Below are 15,630 nucleotides of genomic sequence, written 5' to 3' on the forward strand. Positions count from 1 at the left end.
CACCGGCTGACTTGATGGGACCGCGCCGCGTTACAATACGGGGTTTGCAACTGAATATAGAGGTGTGCCGTGAATTTCATCAATAAATTATCCGCCGCATGGACGGCCAATAATTCCCTGCTGTGCGTGGGACTGGACCCGGACCTGGCGAAACTGCCGGCCGAACTGCGCGATCTGCCCGATGGAATCACCACCTTTTGCACGCGCATCATCGACGCCACGGCCGACCTGGCCTGCGCCTTCAAGCCGCAGATCGCGTATTTCGGCGCGCTGGGCGCGGAAAAACAGCTGGAAGACATCTGCCGCTACGTGCGCGAACATTACCCGCACATCCCGCTGATCCTCGACGCGAAACGGGGCGACATCGGCGCCACAGCGACGCAATACGCGCGCGAAGCGTTCGAGCGCTATGGCGCCGACGCCGTCACCGTCAACCCCTACATGGGCGAGGATACACTCGACCCTTTCCTGGCGTGGAAAGACCGCGGCGTGATCATCCTGTGCCGCACCTCGAACCCGGGCGGCTCGGACCTGCAATTCCTCGACACGGACGGCGTGCCCCTGTACCAGCGCGTGGCGCGCCTGGTGGCCGAGAAATGGAACAAGAATGGCCAGTGCGCACTCGTCGTCGGCGCCACCTTCCCTGAAGAACTGGCGCAAGTGCGCGCCATCGTCGGCGACATGCCGCTGCTGGTGCCCGGCATCGGCGCCCAGGGCGGAGATATTGCCGCGACCGTCGGCGCGGGCCAGACGGCGAACGGCATGGGCATGATGATCAGCTCGTCGCGCGCCATCATCTACGCCACGCCGCAAGCGGGCGAAGACTTCGCCGATGCGGCGCGCCGCGTGGCGATTGAAACGCGCGATGCGATCAATCAACACCGCGCAGCGTAGGTCGGATTAGCGGCGTAGCCGCGTAATCCGACAACACCGGTAACGTCAACAATGTTGTCGGATTACGCGGGGCTTTGCCCCGCTATTCCGACCTACGGCTGTCTTGGGTTTCAGTCGCGCATGGGCGCCACCATCTCCGCGTAATCGTACAGTTCACCGAGAATTTCCTCGCCCCGCTCATCGACCGATTCCGACAGCACGTCGATTTCCGTAAACAGCATTTCGATGGTGCGGGCACCGCCGTCGCCGTCGAACAGGCGGGCGGCGCGGTGCTGTTCCCAGCGCAGGTTTTCCGCTTCGCTCAGGGTTTGCGGGAAATTGCGGGCGCGGTAGCGGAACAGCAATTCCTGCAAGCGTTCGTCGGCAAACGAAGGGCGAGCCGTGGCCAGCTTGGCCGGCGTGTCGCGGCGCAAGGATTCGAGCAGGCGGCGGTCGTCGTTGCTGACGAAACCGTTGTACAAATCCTCATCCACGTCCAGCGCCACGTTCGCGCCCGGGCGCTGGAACACTTCGGCCCAGATCGCATCCATGTTCGGCGCCGTGGCGGCCAGCTGGGCGTTGACCTTCGCCGCATCCATGTCGATGCCCCATTGCGTGGCCATGGCCGGCGACAGGGTCTTTAAATTGCCGACCAGCATGGGCGATTTGTTCAAATGTACGCTTTTCACCGGCAGGCGCGTCATGCCTTCCGGCATGGCTTCCTTGCGCGTAAACAGGCGCGTGCGGATGGTGTCGGCGTCCAGGCTGAACAGTTCGCGCGGGTCGTAGGCGCAATCCCAGACGAGGATTTCATTTTTGTTGCTCGGGTGCGTGGCCAGCGGCCAGACGACGCCCAGGCAGCCCCGTTCGGCGGGGAACATGCCGGACACGTGCAGGAAAGGCTGGCGCTCGGCGGAGGCCAGGTGCATGCCCATTTCACTGGCGACCCTGTCCTTCTTGTGCAGGGCCAGGCAGAATTCGAACAGTTTCGGCTGTTTTTCGCGGATCAGGCGGGCCAGGGCGATGGTGGCGCGCACGTCGGACAGCGCATCGTGCGCCGCTTCGTGCAGCAGGCCATTGGCCTTGCTCAAGTGTTCCAGTTTAAAACTGGTCTGGCCATCGTCGCGCTTCGGCCATTGCATGCCTTCCGGGCGCAGCGCGTGCGTCATGCGCACCACGTCGAGGATGTCCCAGCGGCCGCAATGGTTCTTCCATTCGCGCGCATACGGGTCGATCAGGTTGCGCCAGAACAGGAAACGCGTGACTTCATCGTCGAAACGGATGGTGTTGTAGCCCACGCCGATGGTGCCCGGTTCCGAAAAAGCCGCTTCGATGGTGGCGGCGAACTGGTGCTCGGGCACGCCCAGTTGCAAGCATTGCTGCGGCGTGATGCCCGTGATCAGGCACGCTTGCGGATCGGGTAGGAAATCATTGGCAGGCTGGCAATACAGCATGATCGGCTCGCCGATCTCGTTGAGTTCGGCATCCGTGCGGATGGCTGCGAACTGGGCCGGGCGGTCGCGGCGCGGCTGGGCGCCAAAGGTTTCGTAGTCGTGCCAAAGAAATGTCTGGTTAGTCATTGATGTCGTTGCTTGCTTAATTGTTATCTTAATTGTCCGGGCCGCTTCAGTTTTCTGAAAACCTGCCGATACTACACGAGAGGATGGTCATCACGGCGTTTCCCGCATGGTGGCATACATTGTCCGTTCAAGGAGGTCTATCGTGTCAATTCCCATCGCCGCAAGCGGCAATTCCACCCCTTCCGTGACTTCCGTCAGTACGGGCGTTGCCGGCAAGGACGATAAAGTCCAGAAAAAGGACGGCGTCAACACTGAAATGAGCGTGAACGAGCGCAGCAAGCTGCAGTTGAACGCCTCCATCATCCAGGCGTCGCTGAATGTCTCGCTCGGTTCGGAAAACGAGCCGCTGGCGCTGCTGTACAAGACGGCCATCACGAATATCAATGAAGCGCTGAAGGGCCAGTACGGCGACGATGCGATCCAGAACGCGGCCTCGCAAGACAATAGCGCCGAAGCGACGGCAAGCCGCATCGTGTCGCTGTCGACGGGTTTTTTTGACGCGTTCAAAAAACAGAATCCCGGCATGGACGACGATGCGGCTCTGAGCAAGTTCATGGACACCATCAGCGGCGGCATGGAAAAAGGCTTCAAGGAAGCGCGCGACATCCTGGACGGCTTGAAAGTGCTGAATGGCGATATCGCCGGCAATATCGACAAGACGTACGAGCTGGTGCAGAAGGGCTACGCGGATTTCATCGCCGCGCACAGCAGCAAGAAGGATGATGCGGCCAAGCCGGCCGACAGCAAGGCTGCCTGAGCTACAGCATGACCCTGTTGCGGCCTGAGGCTTTTGCCCGGTAGAGCGCCGCGTCGGCGGCCGCGATCAGCGCTTCATCGTCCTGTTCGGCCGCCAGGCTGGCCACGCCGAAGGAGCCCGTGATATGCGGCAGCGCGCTGCGCATGTCGGCGAAGATGATGGCGTGCTGCATGCGCTCGCACAGGCGCTCGGCCACCCGCAGGGCCACGTGTTCGTTGGTATCGGGCAAGATCACGATCATTTCCTCGCCACCATAGCGCACGGCAAAATCCGTCGGCCGCAGGGCTGCACCCAGCACTTGCGCGGCGATGCGCAGCGCCTGGTCGCCCGCCTGGTGGCCGTGCGTGTCGTTGAAACGCTTGAAATGGTCGAGGTCTATCATCACCAGCGATAGCGGCGAGCCGCTGGCGTGGGCGGTGATGATCATGTTCGGCAGTAAGTCGGTCAGCCAGGCGCGGTTGTACAGGCCCGTCAGGCTGTCGACCATCGACAGCTGGCGGTAGAATTCGCCCAGTTTCTGGCGCCGGCGCAGCAGGGCATTGGCGGCGCGGATGCGGAAGGACAGCAAGCGCAGCAGGTTGCGCGCCAGGCCGTTCGATTGTTCGATCAATTCCCAGACGACGGCCGCGTCGATCACCAGCAAATCGGTTTCTTCCAGGGCGGAAATGGCGGCCAGGTTGCTCGCTTCATCGAGCACCGATTGTTCGCCCACGCTTTCGCCGGGCAAGACCTTGCTGACGGTGCCGTCATCCATGCCCGTGTGGGTGTCGGCCGCGACGGCCAGCGAGCCGCGCAGGACGATGTACAGGCTGGTGCCCTGGCTGTCGGCAATGGCTTCGCCCGCTTCGAGGCGCATGACGGGGCAGGGCGCCAGCATGGCGGCCGTCTGGCTGTCCGCAGCATCGCTAAATAGCTGTAAATCGCCGATGTTGCAGCCTGAAGCGCCGAAGTTGCCGATCTGTTCCACAATCATACTTTCAAAAAGCCGGTGCGCGCGAGCAGAGGACCGGTATCTTCATGATAGCGTAAAGCGGCCTTGGCTGTAACGGCAAAGGCTTGCTTGATGTCACTTACTGTGGGAAATACGACAATTATTTCATTCTCGCGTCCATGCGCTGGAATGCTGCCGGTTTTGGCATTCTTGTTGCAGAGCGCGAAAGGCGGGGCGGATGTGCAAAGGCAGCCTTGAACGGCTGCCTTGGTCACTGAAGAGTGCTGCAGTTTGGGGAGTTACTCGGCGGTTTCTTCCGCTTCAGCCGTATCGATCACGGCATTCTTGCCGGTGGCGTGGCGCTTGCTGTCTTGCAGGCGGCCCAGGGCACTATCGATGGCGCGTTTCAGTTTGTCAGTGGCGCCGGCAACGGATTGATGCACGGTGGCGTTCTGTTCGGTCACGGCAATCGGTTGATAGCCAGCAACGCGTGCTTCCATGACGCAGCGGATATCGTCGGCGCCGCCTTTCGGGCCATTCGTGTCGCTGATGTGGACTTCGATGCGGGTCAGGTTGTCGCGGAAGCGGTTCAGTGCGCTTTCAAGTACGGATTGCACATGTTCGTTCAGTCCAGCGGTGTTGGCGATGGTGCTGTCGGTATGAATATTGATTTGCATATGCTTACTCCTGTCAATTCAAAAAAAACCCATCTCAGGCGTGCTGCGGCCTGGTTGCTGCCTCATGCACATGACCTCTGTGCATGGAACTTATCTTACTCCTCTTTCTGGTATTTCAAGAGGGTGCGCACGATTAAGATGAGCTTAACCCTACAGCCAGGTCAAGTTTCCTCGCAGAATCTTTTCAAGCCGAGTCAGCTTTATCCATTGATGAGGCCGGCGGCAATATTGATCGACAGGCCCAGCACGACCAGGTTGAAGAAAAAGCTCAGCACGGATTGCCCCAGCACGATCTGCCGCATCAGGCGCGTCTGCACGCAGACATCCGACGTTTGCACGGCCACGGCGATGGTGAAGGCGAAATACAGAAAATCCCAGTAATCGGGGTTTTGCTCGTCGTCGGGAAACTTCAGGGGGCGTAGCGCGGGGTCGGCCTGGTAATACAGGTGGGCATAATGAAAGCAGAACAGGGTGCCGACGAGAAACCAGGAACCGACCAGGGTGAGGATCGTCAAGCCGTAGTGCAGCGCGCGCTCGTCCGGCGCCATGTCTTTCATCGAAGACAGCTGCGAGACGATGGCCACCAGGCTCATTACGGATGCGACGGACAGGGCCGACAGGACCGTGGCGGCCCGCTCATCCTGGCGCGCGGCCATCACCTTCACCTTGTGATGGTTGGCGCGCATCATCATCCAGGCCATCGTCGCCAGGTAGAACCAGACGGCAACATTCCACGCCGTCAGCAAACGCGTCATCTCTTGCCAGGACGAGGGCAGCAGCAGGCCGGCCGCCACGCCGATGGCCGTGGCCATGCTCAGGTGGGGGCGGCTGCGGATGAAGCTGTGCAAGGGAAGCGTGATTTTCATGGTGCGAGTTCGCAGTGGTAATAGCGCATCTTAGCTCTTAGCTTGCGCTTGCGGTGGCCGTTATGGCGGCCGTTTCCTTCTCGTGGTGGGGGAAGCGGTCCATGCGCGACAGCACGGGGAACAGCACGGCCCACACGCCCGTCACGGCCAGGGTGGCGGCGCCGCCGAAGAGCACGGCGCGCACCAGGCCGAACCAGCCGGCCGTCAAGCCCGATTCGAATTCGCCCAGTTCGTTCGAGGCGCCGATGAAGACGGCATTCACGGCGCTGACCCGGCCACGGATCTCGTCGGGCGTCTCGAACTGCACCAGCAGGTGGCGGATGTAGACGCTGACCATGTCGCCGGCACCCATCAGGAACAGCGCCGCCAGCGCCAGCGGGAAATAGCTGGTGCTGCCCAGCACCAGGGTGCCCAGGCCGAAGACGGCCACGCCGCCGAACATCCACGCGCCCACGCGGCGCGTGATGGGGAAGATGGCCAGCGCGATCGAGCACAGGGCGGCGCCGGCGCCCGGCGCCGTGCGCAGCAGGCCCAGGCCGCTGGGGCCGATATGCAGCACGTCGTGCGCGAGCGCCGGCAGCAGGGCCGTCGCGCCGCCGAACAGCACGGCAAACAGGTCGAGCGAAATGGCGCCCAGCACGATGGGTTTCGACCAGACGAAGCGCAAGCCTTCGAGCAGGGTATGCCAGCTCACTGGGGCGCGCTGCACCACTTGCGGCGCCGGCGTGGTGGCGCGCATCAGCAGGACGGACAGCACCAGCAGCGCGGACGAGATCAAATACACCACCTTGGGGCCGAAGTAATACAGCAGACCGCCCACGGTGGGCCCCAGGATGATGGCGACGTGCGAGCTCGACGAGCTGAGCGCGACGGCGCGGCTGAAGTGTTGCGTGGGCACCATGTTGACCAGCACGGCTTGCGTGGCTGGCATCATGAAGGCGCGCGCGCTGCCGAACAGCACCAGCACGGCAAACACGGGCCAGACGATGGAAATGTTGCTTAACGTAAACGCCAGCAAGGCCAGCGCGCAAGCGAGCTGCGCCGCCAGGCACCAGGCGATGATGTTGCGGCGGTTGTAGCGGTCGGCCACGTGGCCGGCCGGCAAAATCAATACCAGGAAGGGCGCGAACTGCGCCAGGCCGATCAAGCCCAGGTCGAACAGGCTGCCCGTGATCTGGTATACCTGCCAGCCGATGGCCACGCTTTGCATCTGCACGGCCACGGTGCCCAGCACGCGGGCGGACAGGTAACAAGCGAAATTGCGGTGACGCAGGATACTGAAGCCGTTGCCGGCGGACGCGAGGGACATGACATTTCCAGGGGGCAGCGGGGAGGGGGGCAGCGGATGCCGCGCCAGCAGCCCCCCGCTGTCTGGATGCTTACTTGGCCAGGTCGGCTTCCGTGGTGAAGGCGTCCGCGTAGAACTCGTCGGCTGGAAGTTGACACAATTGTACGAAATCGCGGTTGGCCGACTCGACGACGATCGGTGCGCCGCAGGCATACACCTGGTACGCGGACATGTCGGGCAGGTCGGCCATGACGGCCTGGTGCACGAAGCCCGTGCGGCCGCTCCAGGCGTCTTCCGGCAAGGCTTCCGAGACGACGGGCACATAGGTGAACTGCGGCAAGTCGGCGGCCCACTGGCGGCACAGCGCATCCATGTACAGGTCGTGCGGCCGGCGCGCGCCCCAGTACAGGGTGATCGGGCGCGGCGATTGCTCGTTGATCATGTGCTCGACGATGGCTTTCAAGGGGGCAAAGCCCGTGCCCGAGGCCAGCAGCACGACGGGCTTGTCGGAATCTTCGCGCAGGAAGAAGGTGCCCATCGGGCCTTCGAAGCGCAGGATGTCGCGCTCCTTCATGCTGCCAAATACCTGGTCGGTGAACAGGCCGCCCGGCATGTGGCGGATGTGCAGGCTCACGGGGCCGCCGTCGACGGGCGCGCTGGCCATGCTGTAGCTGCGGCGTTTGTTATCGCGCAGCATGATTTCGATATACTGTCCGGCGCGGTAGTGCAGGCGCTCGCTGGCCGGCAATTGCAGGGTCAGCACGACGACGTCGGGCGCGACTTTTTCAATCGTGGTCACGCGCGACGGCATTTTCTTGATCGGGTAGTCGCTGCTGCCCGCCACTTCGCGCGCCTGCACCACCAGGTCGCCCTGCGGCACGGCGCAGCACAGCAGCGAGTAGCCAGCGGCCGCTTCATCTTCCGTCAGGGAGCGGGCCTGGTATGGCTTATGCTGTACGCTGCCGGACACGATCTTGCCTTTGCAGGAGCTGCAGGCGCCGCTCTTGCAGCTATACGGCAAGCCCACGCCGGCGCGGATCGCTGCCGACAGGACGGTTTCGTCCGCTTCACAGCTGAATTGGTGGCCGCTGGGCTGAACAGTAATTTGAAAAGTCATACAATCCTTGAGATGAAAAATATGTTAATGCACTCTTTGCGCAAGCCGGTGGGCTTGCCGCGCTTGCTGATCCTGGGCTGCGGCGACGTCGGCATGCGTCTGCTGCCCCTGCTGCGCGCGCGCTTTCGCGTCTTTGCCGTCACCAGCCAGCCGGCGCGTTGCGCGCAACTGCGGGCGGCCGGCGCCGTGCCCATCGTGGCCAACCTCGACGACCGCGCCAGCCTGAAGCGGCTGGCGGGACTGGCGACGATGATCGTGCACCTGGCGCCGCCCCTGTCGTCGGGCTTGCTGGACCGGCGCACGCGCAATCTGGCCGCCATTTTACCCGAGCATGCACGCCTGGTGTATGTGAGTACCAGCGGCGTGTATGGCGATTGCGGCGGCGCCTGGGTCGATGAGACGCGCCCGACGGCGCCGGGCAATGCGCGCGCGAAGCGGCGCGTGGATGCGGAACAGGTTTTGCGTGCCTGGGGCGCGCGCTGTGGCGCCAGCGTGGCCATCCTGCGCGTGCCCGGCATTTATGCGCCCGACCGCCTGCCCCTGAAGCGCCTGCGCGAAGGCACGCCGGCCCTGGCCGCGGGCGACGATGTGTACACCAACCATATCCATGCCGATGATTTGGCGCGCATCATCGAACGGGCCTTGTGGCGCGGCAAGCCGGGACGCGTGTATCACGCCAGCGATGACAGCGAACTCAAGATGGCGGAATATTTCGATGCCGTGGCCGATACGTTTGGCCTGCCGCGCCCGCCGCGCCTGCCGCGTGCCGAGCTGCGGCAAGTGGTCACGCCGATGCTGCTGTCGTTCATGTCCGAATCGCGCCGCCTGCACAATACGCGCCTCAAGCGCGAGCTGGGCGTGCGCCTGCGCTACGCGCGCGTGGCCGATGCCTTGCAGTCGCTGTCTGCCGATACGGCCGGCATCGGGTAAAATGGCCGGTTATCTGCGCACTTTGCCGGGCCGGTGCGCAGCGCCATTCACTTAAGGACTACAGCATGACCACCCTCACTTACGAAGAATACCTGGACGAGGTCACCACCGTCCTGACAGAACTGTATGACCTCGACGACGACGCCGCCATCAAGCTGGTCGTGGCGGCGCAGGATGCCGAATTTTTTGTTCCGCACGATGCGCATGAGGAAATGCGTACCGCCGAGCAAGCCAAGAAAGATGCGGTCACCCTGTTTGAGCGCAAGCAGAATCGCCAGCAAACGCAGGAAAAACAGCAACAGCGCGTGCGCCAGCAAAAGAAATAAGCTCCAGCCATCGGCCGCCAGGCCGCTGGAGCATGGCGCAGTGTGGGCTGCGGCGCAATGCCGGGGCCTGGCCATTTGATGCAACGCAAGGGCAGCATGGCGAACTGGCGATATGCTGAGCAATGTCGTCACGCGGCCTGGCTGGTTGTGGCGGGCTCGGCATCTACAATTAGCGTGACGTTGTTTCCCGTCAGCAGGAGCGATCCATGCGAGCTACGAGTCACCCCAGCAAGGAACAGGTGCGTGCCTATATGCGCGGCCGCGAACATGCGTTGCAGCCGCCACCGCCACCCGATGAAATTCGCCGGCAACTGGCCTGGTGCCGCGTGGACGCCTTCCCCGGCATTTGCCTTCCGGCCACCCCGGCCGGCCTGGCCGCGCAAGGCTGGCATTTATCCGCCGACATGGCCCGCCTGGGCACCCTCATGGCCATAGCCTGGCTGATGCACGGCGGTGTTGCTCATCGTAAAAATTGATGACGTGCAGCAAATTTTCCCGATTTGAGTTATCCTCTAGCACATTCCAAGTGCGTCAATTCTCTTCAATTATCACAATTTTGCTTTAAGTTACGCAAAAATCAACAATAGCGTGTATTATATTGTTTGTGGCGTAAAGGCCGCATAAGTGATGGCGCTTTTTAGTGTGTTTACCCTGAATTATTGCAGAAGAGACATTCGGTTTCTTTGTGCACTAATACAACAAGTACGGATTTTTGATCATGTCTCTCAAACAAATTACCTCTTTGCCTACCTACAACCCGAATCGCGTCCTCGATGCGATCATCGACAAGCTGCAACTGAAAAACGATGCCGCCCTGTCGCGCGCGCTGGAAGTGGCGCCACCGGTCATCAGCAAGATTCGTCACAACACCTTGCCGATCGGCGCCACGATCCTCATCCGCATGCATGAAATCAGCGATTTCAGCATTCGTGAACTGCGCGAGTTGATGGCTGCCTAAGAGCGCCTGACAGACGGCAAACTGAGAGGTGCCGTCTGGGTAAGTCAGGCTTGCCGCGTGCGGCAGCCACATCTGTTTTTGCTATTGCGGTTCGCTGTTCAACACCGGACGATCAACATAGAAACGCCCCATTTCCAGGCCGGTCGCGGACGACTTGACCACTGCGGCGGCCAGTGTCGCGGGCGCGCTGGAAAATGCGGTGTTGGCAGCCCCCGTCGCGCGGCCCGAATACGCTGTCGCCTGCACCGCTGCGCTGGAAAACGCCGTTTGCACGGCCCGGCCCGAGTACGCTGTCGCCTGTACTGCGGCACTGGAAAACGCTGTTTGTACAGCCCGTCCCGAATACGCCGCCTGCACGGCCCGTCCCGAATACGCCGTTTTTGCGCGGATATAATCTTCCCCGAACGTTTGCTCATACAGCTGCTTCATGCGCTCGCCCACGCGCTGGTGCGCCGCTTCGTCGTCTTCGCCGCGCAGGCCGATGTACGGAAAGTGATGCAGGAAGTAGCCGAAGACCTGTTCGCAGTCCGCCGCATATTTCAGGGTGTCGAGGATGTGGTAGTGCCAGAAGGTATCGACATCCATCAGCGGCGCTGTTTCTTCTTGCGGAAACTGTTTCATCAGGATCAGAAAGCGCCGGTACTCGAACTCCACCGCATTGGCCTTCTCCAGGCTCCATCCTTCGCCTGACTCCCGGTGCATCAGCTTGACTTTGATCGCGTCCAAATTCAAATCGGCAATTGCCTTGAAACTGTCGTTCGTATCCATGAATGTCCTTGTGGTAAAGAGCGTTGTGGGAAATACAGTGCAACAAGGGAGAGTGGTGGGTGTGTACTCCTGATAAATAGTTGAGGAATGCCTGGCCCATGGCGGGCAGGTGCTGAGTTGTTCTACATCAATATTGCATCTAATTGCAAAATACGCAAGCTGAGCTTGTTTCATGCGGGACGTGCCTGTCAGGTGCTGGCCCGGCTGTCTTCCTGGTAGGGAAATGCCGTGGCGTCCGCACCCAGCGGCACGCTGACATGCACGCGCATGCCTGCGCCGGGGCTGCTTTCGATGTAGAAGGTGCCACCCAGTAGCTTGATGCGCTCCTCGATGCCCACCAGGCCAAACGAGCCCAGCTTGTTGCGTCCGTCGATGGCCGCGCCCACGCCGTTGTCGCTGACGCTCATCGACACGGTGTCGCGGCACTTTTCCAGCTTGACTTGCACGCGGCTGGCATTCGCATGCTGGGAAATATTGCTGAGTGACTCTTGCAGGATGCGGAACAGGGCCGTGGCGCATTGATCGCTGAGGCAAATGTCGTCATGGCTTTCGCTGACTTCGCAGGCGATGCCGGTGCGCTGGCGAAATTGCGCCACCTGCCATTCGACGGCCGCATTCACGCCCAAGTCCAGCACGGTGGGACGCAAGTCGTTGATGATATGCCGCACGCTTTTGATCGTGGCGTCGATCTGCTCCAGGGTTGAGCGGGCGCGGGCGTTCAGGCGCGGATGGCGGCGCTGCGTACGCGAGGCCAGCATGTCGGCATCGATGCGCAGCACCAGCAGGTTCTGTCCCAGGTCGTCGTGGATTTCGCGCGCGATGCGCTTGCGCTCCTCTTCCTTGATCCGGTCGGCGTGGGCTGCCAGTCGGCGCAGTTTCTGGTGCGACAGCTGCAGGCGGATCTGGCTGGCGCGCAATTCCTCCGTCATGCCCGTCGCCATCTGGATGGCGCGCCGGCGCGACGACGCCAGGGTGTGGAACAGCATGTACAGCAGCATGGTGCTGGCAAAACCGGTCAGCAGGGCCAGCCACGGCAGGAAGGCGTCGAAGCGCGTGTACAGGTCGCTCTTGCGCACGCTGAACAGCGCTTGCCAGACGCGGCCATTGTGTTCGATCAGCATTGTGCTGCTCAGGTAGCGGCCCGAGTTGCCGGGCAGCCACCATGGCGCATGCATGCCCGCCGTCGTGCTGTCGAAGATGGGGCGCATATCGTGCGGCAAGTCCGGCTGTTCAAGCGCCTGCTGGCCGATATCGAACAGGGTCAGGCGGACATTGCGTACCGGCATGTCGGCCAGCGCGCTGCGCATCATCGCCACCAGGTCGTAGCCGATGCCGACGGAGCCCTGGTAAGCCGCGCGCCTTTGCTCCAGCGTATCGGTCGGCATGCGGTAGCGGTACACGGGCAGGCGCATGGCCATGCCCGTCAGCTGCGGCCGGCCATCCATCGGCACGGGCACGCCGGAATTGCTGAGCTGCCCGGTATCGCGCGACTGTTCCAGTGCTTCGGCGATCAGGGGCCGCGCAGCGATGTCATAGCCATACTTTTCCGGGGCGCTGGCAATCGGCTCAATGTACACCAGTACGGAATAACGGGGGCGCGGACCGGGCGGATGGATGGCAAACGCCGGATAGCCGTCGCGCCCGCGCGGATAGTCGCGCTGCATGGCCGCTTCGAAGGCGGCGCGCTGCGACTCGTCGAGTTCCTGGCTGTAATTGAGATTCATCACGCCCGGGTAGTTCTGTTGCAAGGTGAGGTTCGCCACGTAGCGGTGAAATTGCTCGCGGCTCACGTGTTCATTCGCGTGGAACAGGCTGGCCGTGCCGCGCAGCAGGTTGGCATACGACTTGAGGCGCGATGTGATGTTTTTCTGGGTATTGCGTGCCAGATTGTTGAACAGCTCGCTGGCATCGTTTTCGATCGATAGCGAGGCGGCCATGTAGAACAGCAGGCCCGCCATCAGCGACATCACGAAGCCGAGCAGCCAGAGGGGTTTTCTTTCAGCAGATAAGGGGTGTTTGCCGGCAGTAGAAGACATCGCCATCCGCATCAGGAAGAGGAATCGGGTGCCGCCTGTGTGCTGGAGGCTGTACTGAATTGCATAATCACTATCGGCATTGCAAATTGCTCAATAGCTGCCTAATATACAAAATTATCGTGAACATAGTCAACAGGCAATATTTCGCTGGTACGATGCTGCTAAGACGAAAAAAAACCGCCGCAGCGGTTTTTTTTGTGGCTCGTCCGGCGCCTTATTTTGCCGGCTGCCAGCTGTCTTTCAGGGTGACGATGCGGTTGAAGACGGGCTTGCCCGGCTGGCTGTCGACGCGGTCGGCCGCGAAATAGCCGTGGCGCTCGAACTGGAAGCGCTGTTCCGGCTGAGCCAGTTCCGCGCCCGGTTCCAGCCACGCTTGCACCACTTCCTTGGCCAGCGGGTTCAGGGCCAGCTTGAAGTCCTTGCCGCCCGCGTCCGGCTGCGGATCGGTAAACAGGCGGTCGTACAGGCGCACTTCGGCGGGAATTGCCGTCGGCGCGCTGACCCAGTGCATATTGCCCTTGACCTTGTAGGTCGAGCTGCCTTCGGTGCCCGACTTGCTGTCTTCAAAGTAATTGCAATGCACGGCGATGACCTTGCCGTTTTCATCCTTGTCAAAGCCCGTGCATTCGATCACATAGCCGTAGCGCAGGCGCACACGGCTGCCCGGCTTGTCGGCTATCGGTGGATACAGGCGGAAGTAACCCTTGTTCGGCACTTCCATGAAGTCGTCTTCTTCGATCCACAGCTCGCGCGAGATGGGGAAGGTGCGCAAGCCCCGTTCCGGGAAGTGCGGGTGCACGGGTGCCGTGCATTCCACGCTGTCGTTTTCAGGGAAATTGTCGATGATCAACTTCAACGGACGCAGCACAGCCACCGTGCGCGGCGCCTTCGGGTCCAGGTCTTCGCGCAAACAGCCTTCCAGCACGCTGTAGTCGATCCAGCCGTCGGACTTGGTCACGCCCGTGCGTTCGCACATCAATTGAATCGCTTCCGGCGTGTAGCCGCGGCGGCGCATGCCCACCAGAGTCGGCATGCGGGGGTCGTCCCAGCCGTCGACGATGTGCTCTTCCACCAGCTGGCGCAGCTTGCGCTTGCTGGTGACGATGTAGGTCAGGTTCAGGCGCGAGAATTCGAACTGGCGCGGCACCGGTTGCTGGAAGAAGCCGCCGGCCGACAGGGTTTCCAGCAGCCAGTCGTAGAACGGGCGGTGGTCCTGAAATTCCAGTGTGCAGATCGAATGCGTGATGTTTTCCAGCGCGTCCGAGATCGGGTGCGTGTAGTCGTACATCGGATAGATGCACCAAGCGTCGCCCGTGCGGTGGTGGTGCGCATGGCGGATGCGGTAGATGGCCGGGTCGCGCAAGTTCATGTTCGGCGAACGCATGGCATCTTCGCTCATCTTCGCGCGCAGGATGTGCTCGCCATCTTTGTATTCGCCCGCCTTCATGGCGCGGAACAGGGCCAGCGATTCGTCGCGCGGACGGTCGCGGAACGGCGAATTCTTGCCGGCCTGGCCGAAATTGCCCCGGTTGGCGGCCATGTCTTCGGCGCTCTGGCTATCCACATAGGCAAAGCCGGCCGTGATCAGGTACTCGGCCATTGCGTACAGCTGGTCGAAATAGTCGCTCGCGTAGTGCAGGTGGCTCTGGCCATCGGCATGCTTCGGTTCCCAGTCAAAGCCCAGCCATTTCACGCTGTCCATGATGGTGTCGACGTATTCCTGCTCTTCCTTCGCCGGATTGGTGTCGTCGAAGCGCAGGTTGCACTGGCCGGCGTAATCGCGCGCCAGGCCGAAGTTGACGCAGATCGACTTGGCGTGGCCCACGTGCAGGTAGCCGTTCGGCTCCGGCGGGAAACGCGTGATCACCTGGGGCAGGCCGGGACGCACGTGGGCGCCGGCAGCCAGGTCGGCTTCGATGATGTTACGCAAGAAATTGGGCGCCAGCGCTGGCGCGGCGGTATTCGGTTTATCGTTGCTCATTGATCAATGCGGAAGAGTGACAGTAAAAAGCATTTTACCGTACCGCAAGCGCTTTATAAGCACGTATTTGCCCCCATATCCCAGCATGCAAGCGACGCGGGCGCCGTTCTATAGGATAATCTGCCTTTAATTAGCAAACAAAACGTGACCCCGGAGCCATTTATGGAAAATTTATATAACGTCCTCGGTGTCGCGCCCAATGCCAGCGACGATGAAATCAAGAAGGTTTACCGTTCGCTGGCCATGCGCTTCCACCCCGACCGCAACCAGGCTCCCGGCGCCGAGGCGCGCTTCAAGAGCGTCACCAAGGCGTATGAAATCCTGGCCGACCCGGTCAAGCGCGCCGAATACGACCAGAGCGTGAACCACCGCATCATCATCGATCCGGAAGCGGAAGCGTATGCCCTGTGGTGCGGCGTGTTCCGGCTGCATGGCACAGTACTGCCAGCAGACTAAGCCTGCCGGCGGGTGCCCGGCCAACCCGCATGATTTGAAAAACAACAAACAATGGTGCTTTTGCTTTTAAGTAAAAGTGCCGCGCA

General features: G+C 61.6%; 17 protein-coding genes. 7 read left to right on the forward strand and 10 right to left on the reverse strand.

Annotation, left to right across the window (positions count from 1 at the left end):
- Positions 1-69: 69 nt before the first annotated feature.
- Positions 70-894, forward strand: a complete 825-nt coding sequence (gene pyrF / locus CNX70_RS07275) for an orotidine-5'-phosphate decarboxylase (protein ID WP_096234155.1) — start codon at positions 70-72, stop codon at positions 892-894.
- A gap of 110 nt (positions 895-1,004) precedes the next feature.
- Here the strand turns inward: pyrF and sbcB are convergent, their stop codons facing one another.
- Positions 1,005-2,453 carry an exodeoxyribonuclease I gene (gene sbcB / locus CNX70_RS07280; protein ID WP_096234156.1) on the reverse strand — a complete coding sequence of 483 codons (1,449 nt, stop codon included), beginning with the start codon at positions 2,451-2,453 and terminating at the stop codon, positions 1,005-1,007.
- Positions 2,454-2,595: 142 nt separating this feature from the next.
- On the opposite strand from sbcB, the gene CNX70_RS07285 reads away from it, so the two are divergent.
- Entirely contained in the window at positions 2,596-3,210 is a 615-nt protein-coding gene (locus CNX70_RS07285) for a DUF5610 domain-containing protein (RefSeq protein WP_244199062.1), read from the forward strand.
- 1 nt (position 3,211) lies between these two features.
- Here CNX70_RS07285 and CNX70_RS07290 read toward each other — a convergent pair whose 3' ends face one another.
- From CNX70_RS07290 to CNX70_RS07310, 6 genes are all read right to left on the reverse strand, one after another.
- A complete protein-coding gene (locus tag CNX70_RS07290) occupies positions 3,212-4,177 on the reverse strand; it encodes a GGDEF domain-containing protein (RefSeq protein WP_096238321.1) in 966 nt (321 codons plus the stop codon).
- 2 nt (positions 4,178-4,179) lie between these two features.
- Positions 4,180-4,416, reverse strand: a complete 237-nt coding sequence (locus tag CNX70_RS28060; RefSeq protein ID WP_157750940.1) for a hypothetical protein — start codon at positions 4,414-4,416, stop codon at positions 4,180-4,182.
- 24 nt (positions 4,417-4,440) lie between these two features.
- Entirely contained in the window at positions 4,441-4,818 is a 378-nt protein-coding gene (locus CNX70_RS07295; RefSeq protein WP_034781728.1) for an HPF/RaiA family ribosome-associated protein, read from the reverse strand.
- A 200-nt stretch (positions 4,819-5,018) separates the two neighbouring features.
- A complete protein-coding gene (locus CNX70_RS07300; protein WP_096234158.1) occupies positions 5,019-5,684 on the reverse strand; it encodes a DUF1345 domain-containing protein in 666 nt (221 codons plus the stop codon).
- A 37-nt stretch (positions 5,685-5,721) separates the two neighbouring features.
- The gene (locus CNX70_RS07305; protein ID WP_096234159.1) at positions 5,722-6,993 is read right to left on the reverse strand and encodes an MFS transporter; all 1,272 of its coding nucleotides are present in this window, start codon (positions 6,991-6,993) and stop codon (positions 5,722-5,724) included.
- Positions 6,994-7,063: 70 nt separating this feature from the next.
- Positions 7,064-8,089, reverse strand: coding sequence for a CDP-6-deoxy-delta-3,4-glucoseen reductase (locus CNX70_RS07310; RefSeq protein ID WP_096234160.1), 1,026 nt, complete (start codon positions 8,087-8,089; stop codon positions 7,064-7,066).
- 12 nt (positions 8,090-8,101) lie between these two features.
- Between CNX70_RS07310 and CNX70_RS07315 the strand changes: the two genes are divergently transcribed.
- The 4 genes from CNX70_RS07315 to CNX70_RS07330 all read left to right on the forward strand — a co-directional run bounded on the left by CNX70_RS07315 (position 8,102) and on the right by CNX70_RS07330 (position 10,303).
- Positions 8,102-9,019, forward strand: coding sequence for an SDR family oxidoreductase (locus CNX70_RS07315; protein ID WP_096234161.1), 918 nt, complete (start codon positions 8,102-8,104; stop codon positions 9,017-9,019).
- A 65-nt stretch (positions 9,020-9,084) separates the two neighbouring features.
- Complete coding sequence (locus CNX70_RS07320) at positions 9,085-9,345, forward strand: hypothetical protein (protein ID WP_096234162.1); 261 nt, start codon at positions 9,085-9,087, stop codon at positions 9,343-9,345.
- Between the two features lie 206 nt (positions 9,346-9,551).
- Positions 9,552-9,821, forward strand: coding sequence for a hypothetical protein (locus CNX70_RS07325; RefSeq protein WP_096234163.1), 270 nt, complete (start codon positions 9,552-9,554; stop codon positions 9,819-9,821).
- 242 nt (positions 9,822-10,063) lie between these two features.
- Complete coding sequence (locus CNX70_RS07330) at positions 10,064-10,303, forward strand: hypothetical protein (protein WP_029496207.1); 240 nt, start codon at positions 10,064-10,066, stop codon at positions 10,301-10,303.
- 81 nt (positions 10,304-10,384) lie between these two features.
- On the opposite strand, the gene CNX70_RS07335 is transcribed toward CNX70_RS07330, so the two are convergent.
- From CNX70_RS07335 to CNX70_RS07345, 3 genes are all read right to left on the reverse strand, one after another.
- The gene (locus CNX70_RS07335) at positions 10,385-11,071 is read right to left on the reverse strand and encodes a glycine-rich domain-containing protein (protein ID WP_096234164.1); all 687 of its coding nucleotides are present in this window, start codon (positions 11,069-11,071) and stop codon (positions 10,385-10,387) included.
- 188 nt (positions 11,072-11,259) lie between these two features.
- Complete coding sequence (locus tag CNX70_RS07340) at positions 11,260-13,107, reverse strand: sensor histidine kinase (RefSeq protein WP_244199063.1); 1,848 nt, start codon at positions 13,105-13,107, stop codon at positions 11,260-11,262.
- Positions 13,108-13,321: 214 nt separating this feature from the next.
- Entirely contained in the window at positions 13,322-15,088 is a 1,767-nt protein-coding gene (locus tag CNX70_RS07345; protein WP_096234165.1) for a glutamine--tRNA ligase/YqeY domain fusion protein, read from the reverse strand.
- A 162-nt stretch (positions 15,089-15,250) separates the two neighbouring features.
- Here CNX70_RS07345 and CNX70_RS07350 point away from each other — a divergent pair, with 162 nt between their 5' ends.
- Positions 15,251-15,544, forward strand: a complete 294-nt coding sequence (locus CNX70_RS07350; RefSeq protein ID WP_096234166.1) for a DnaJ domain-containing protein — start codon at positions 15,251-15,253, stop codon at positions 15,542-15,544.
- Positions 15,545-15,630: the final 86 nt, after the last annotated feature.

The sequence above is a fragment of the Janthinobacterium svalbardense genome (genome assembly GCF_002327145.1).
Taxonomy (GTDB): Bacteria; Pseudomonadota; Gammaproteobacteria; order Burkholderiales; family Burkholderiaceae_D; genus Janthinobacterium; species Janthinobacterium tructae.

Bases quoted from the DNA above. Each gene is read 5' to 3' on its own strand.
- CNX70_RS07295 (WP_034781728.1), bottom strand. From the start codon at position 4,818: ATGCAAATCAATATTCATACCGACAGCACCATCGCCAACACCGCTGGA.
- CNX70_RS07350 (WP_096234166.1), top strand. From the start codon at position 15,251: ATGGAAAATTTATATAACGTCCTCGGTGTCGCGCCCAATGCCAGCGAC.
- CNX70_RS07335 (WP_096234164.1), bottom strand. From the start codon at position 11,071: ATGGATACGAACGACAGTTTCAAGGCAATTGCCGATTTGAATTTGGAC.
- CNX70_RS07345 (WP_096234165.1), bottom strand. From the start codon at position 15,088: ATGAGCAACGATAAACCGAATACCGCCGCGCCAGCGCTGGCGCCCAAT.
- CNX70_RS07340 (WP_244199063.1), bottom strand. From the start codon at position 13,107: ATGTCTTCTACTGCCGGCAAACACCCCTTATCTGCTGAAAGAAAACCC.
- CNX70_RS07320 (WP_096234162.1), top strand. From the start codon at position 9,085: ATGACCACCCTCACTTACGAAGAATACCTGGACGAGGTCACCACCGTC.
- CNX70_RS07305 (WP_096234159.1), bottom strand. From the start codon at position 6,993: ATGTCCCTCGCGTCCGCCGGCAACGGCTTCAGTATCCTGCGTCACCGC.
- CNX70_RS07325 (WP_096234163.1), top strand. From the start codon at position 9,552: ATGCGAGCTACGAGTCACCCCAGCAAGGAACAGGTGCGTGCCTATATG.
- CNX70_RS07300 (WP_096234158.1), bottom strand. From the start codon at position 5,684: ATGAAAATCACGCTTCCCTTGCACAGCTTCATCCGCAGCCGCCCCCAC.
- CNX70_RS07330 (WP_029496207.1), top strand. From the start codon at position 10,064: ATGTCTCTCAAACAAATTACCTCTTTGCCTACCTACAACCCGAATCGC.
- CNX70_RS07315 (WP_096234161.1), top strand. From the start codon at position 8,102: ATGAAAAATATGTTAATGCACTCTTTGCGCAAGCCGGTGGGCTTGCCG.
- CNX70_RS07310 (WP_096234160.1), bottom strand. From the start codon at position 8,089: ATGACTTTTCAAATTACTGTTCAGCCCAGCGGCCACCAATTCAGCTGT.
- sbcB (WP_096234156.1), bottom strand. From the start codon at position 2,453: ATGACTAACCAGACATTTCTTTGGCACGACTACGAAACCTTTGGCGCC.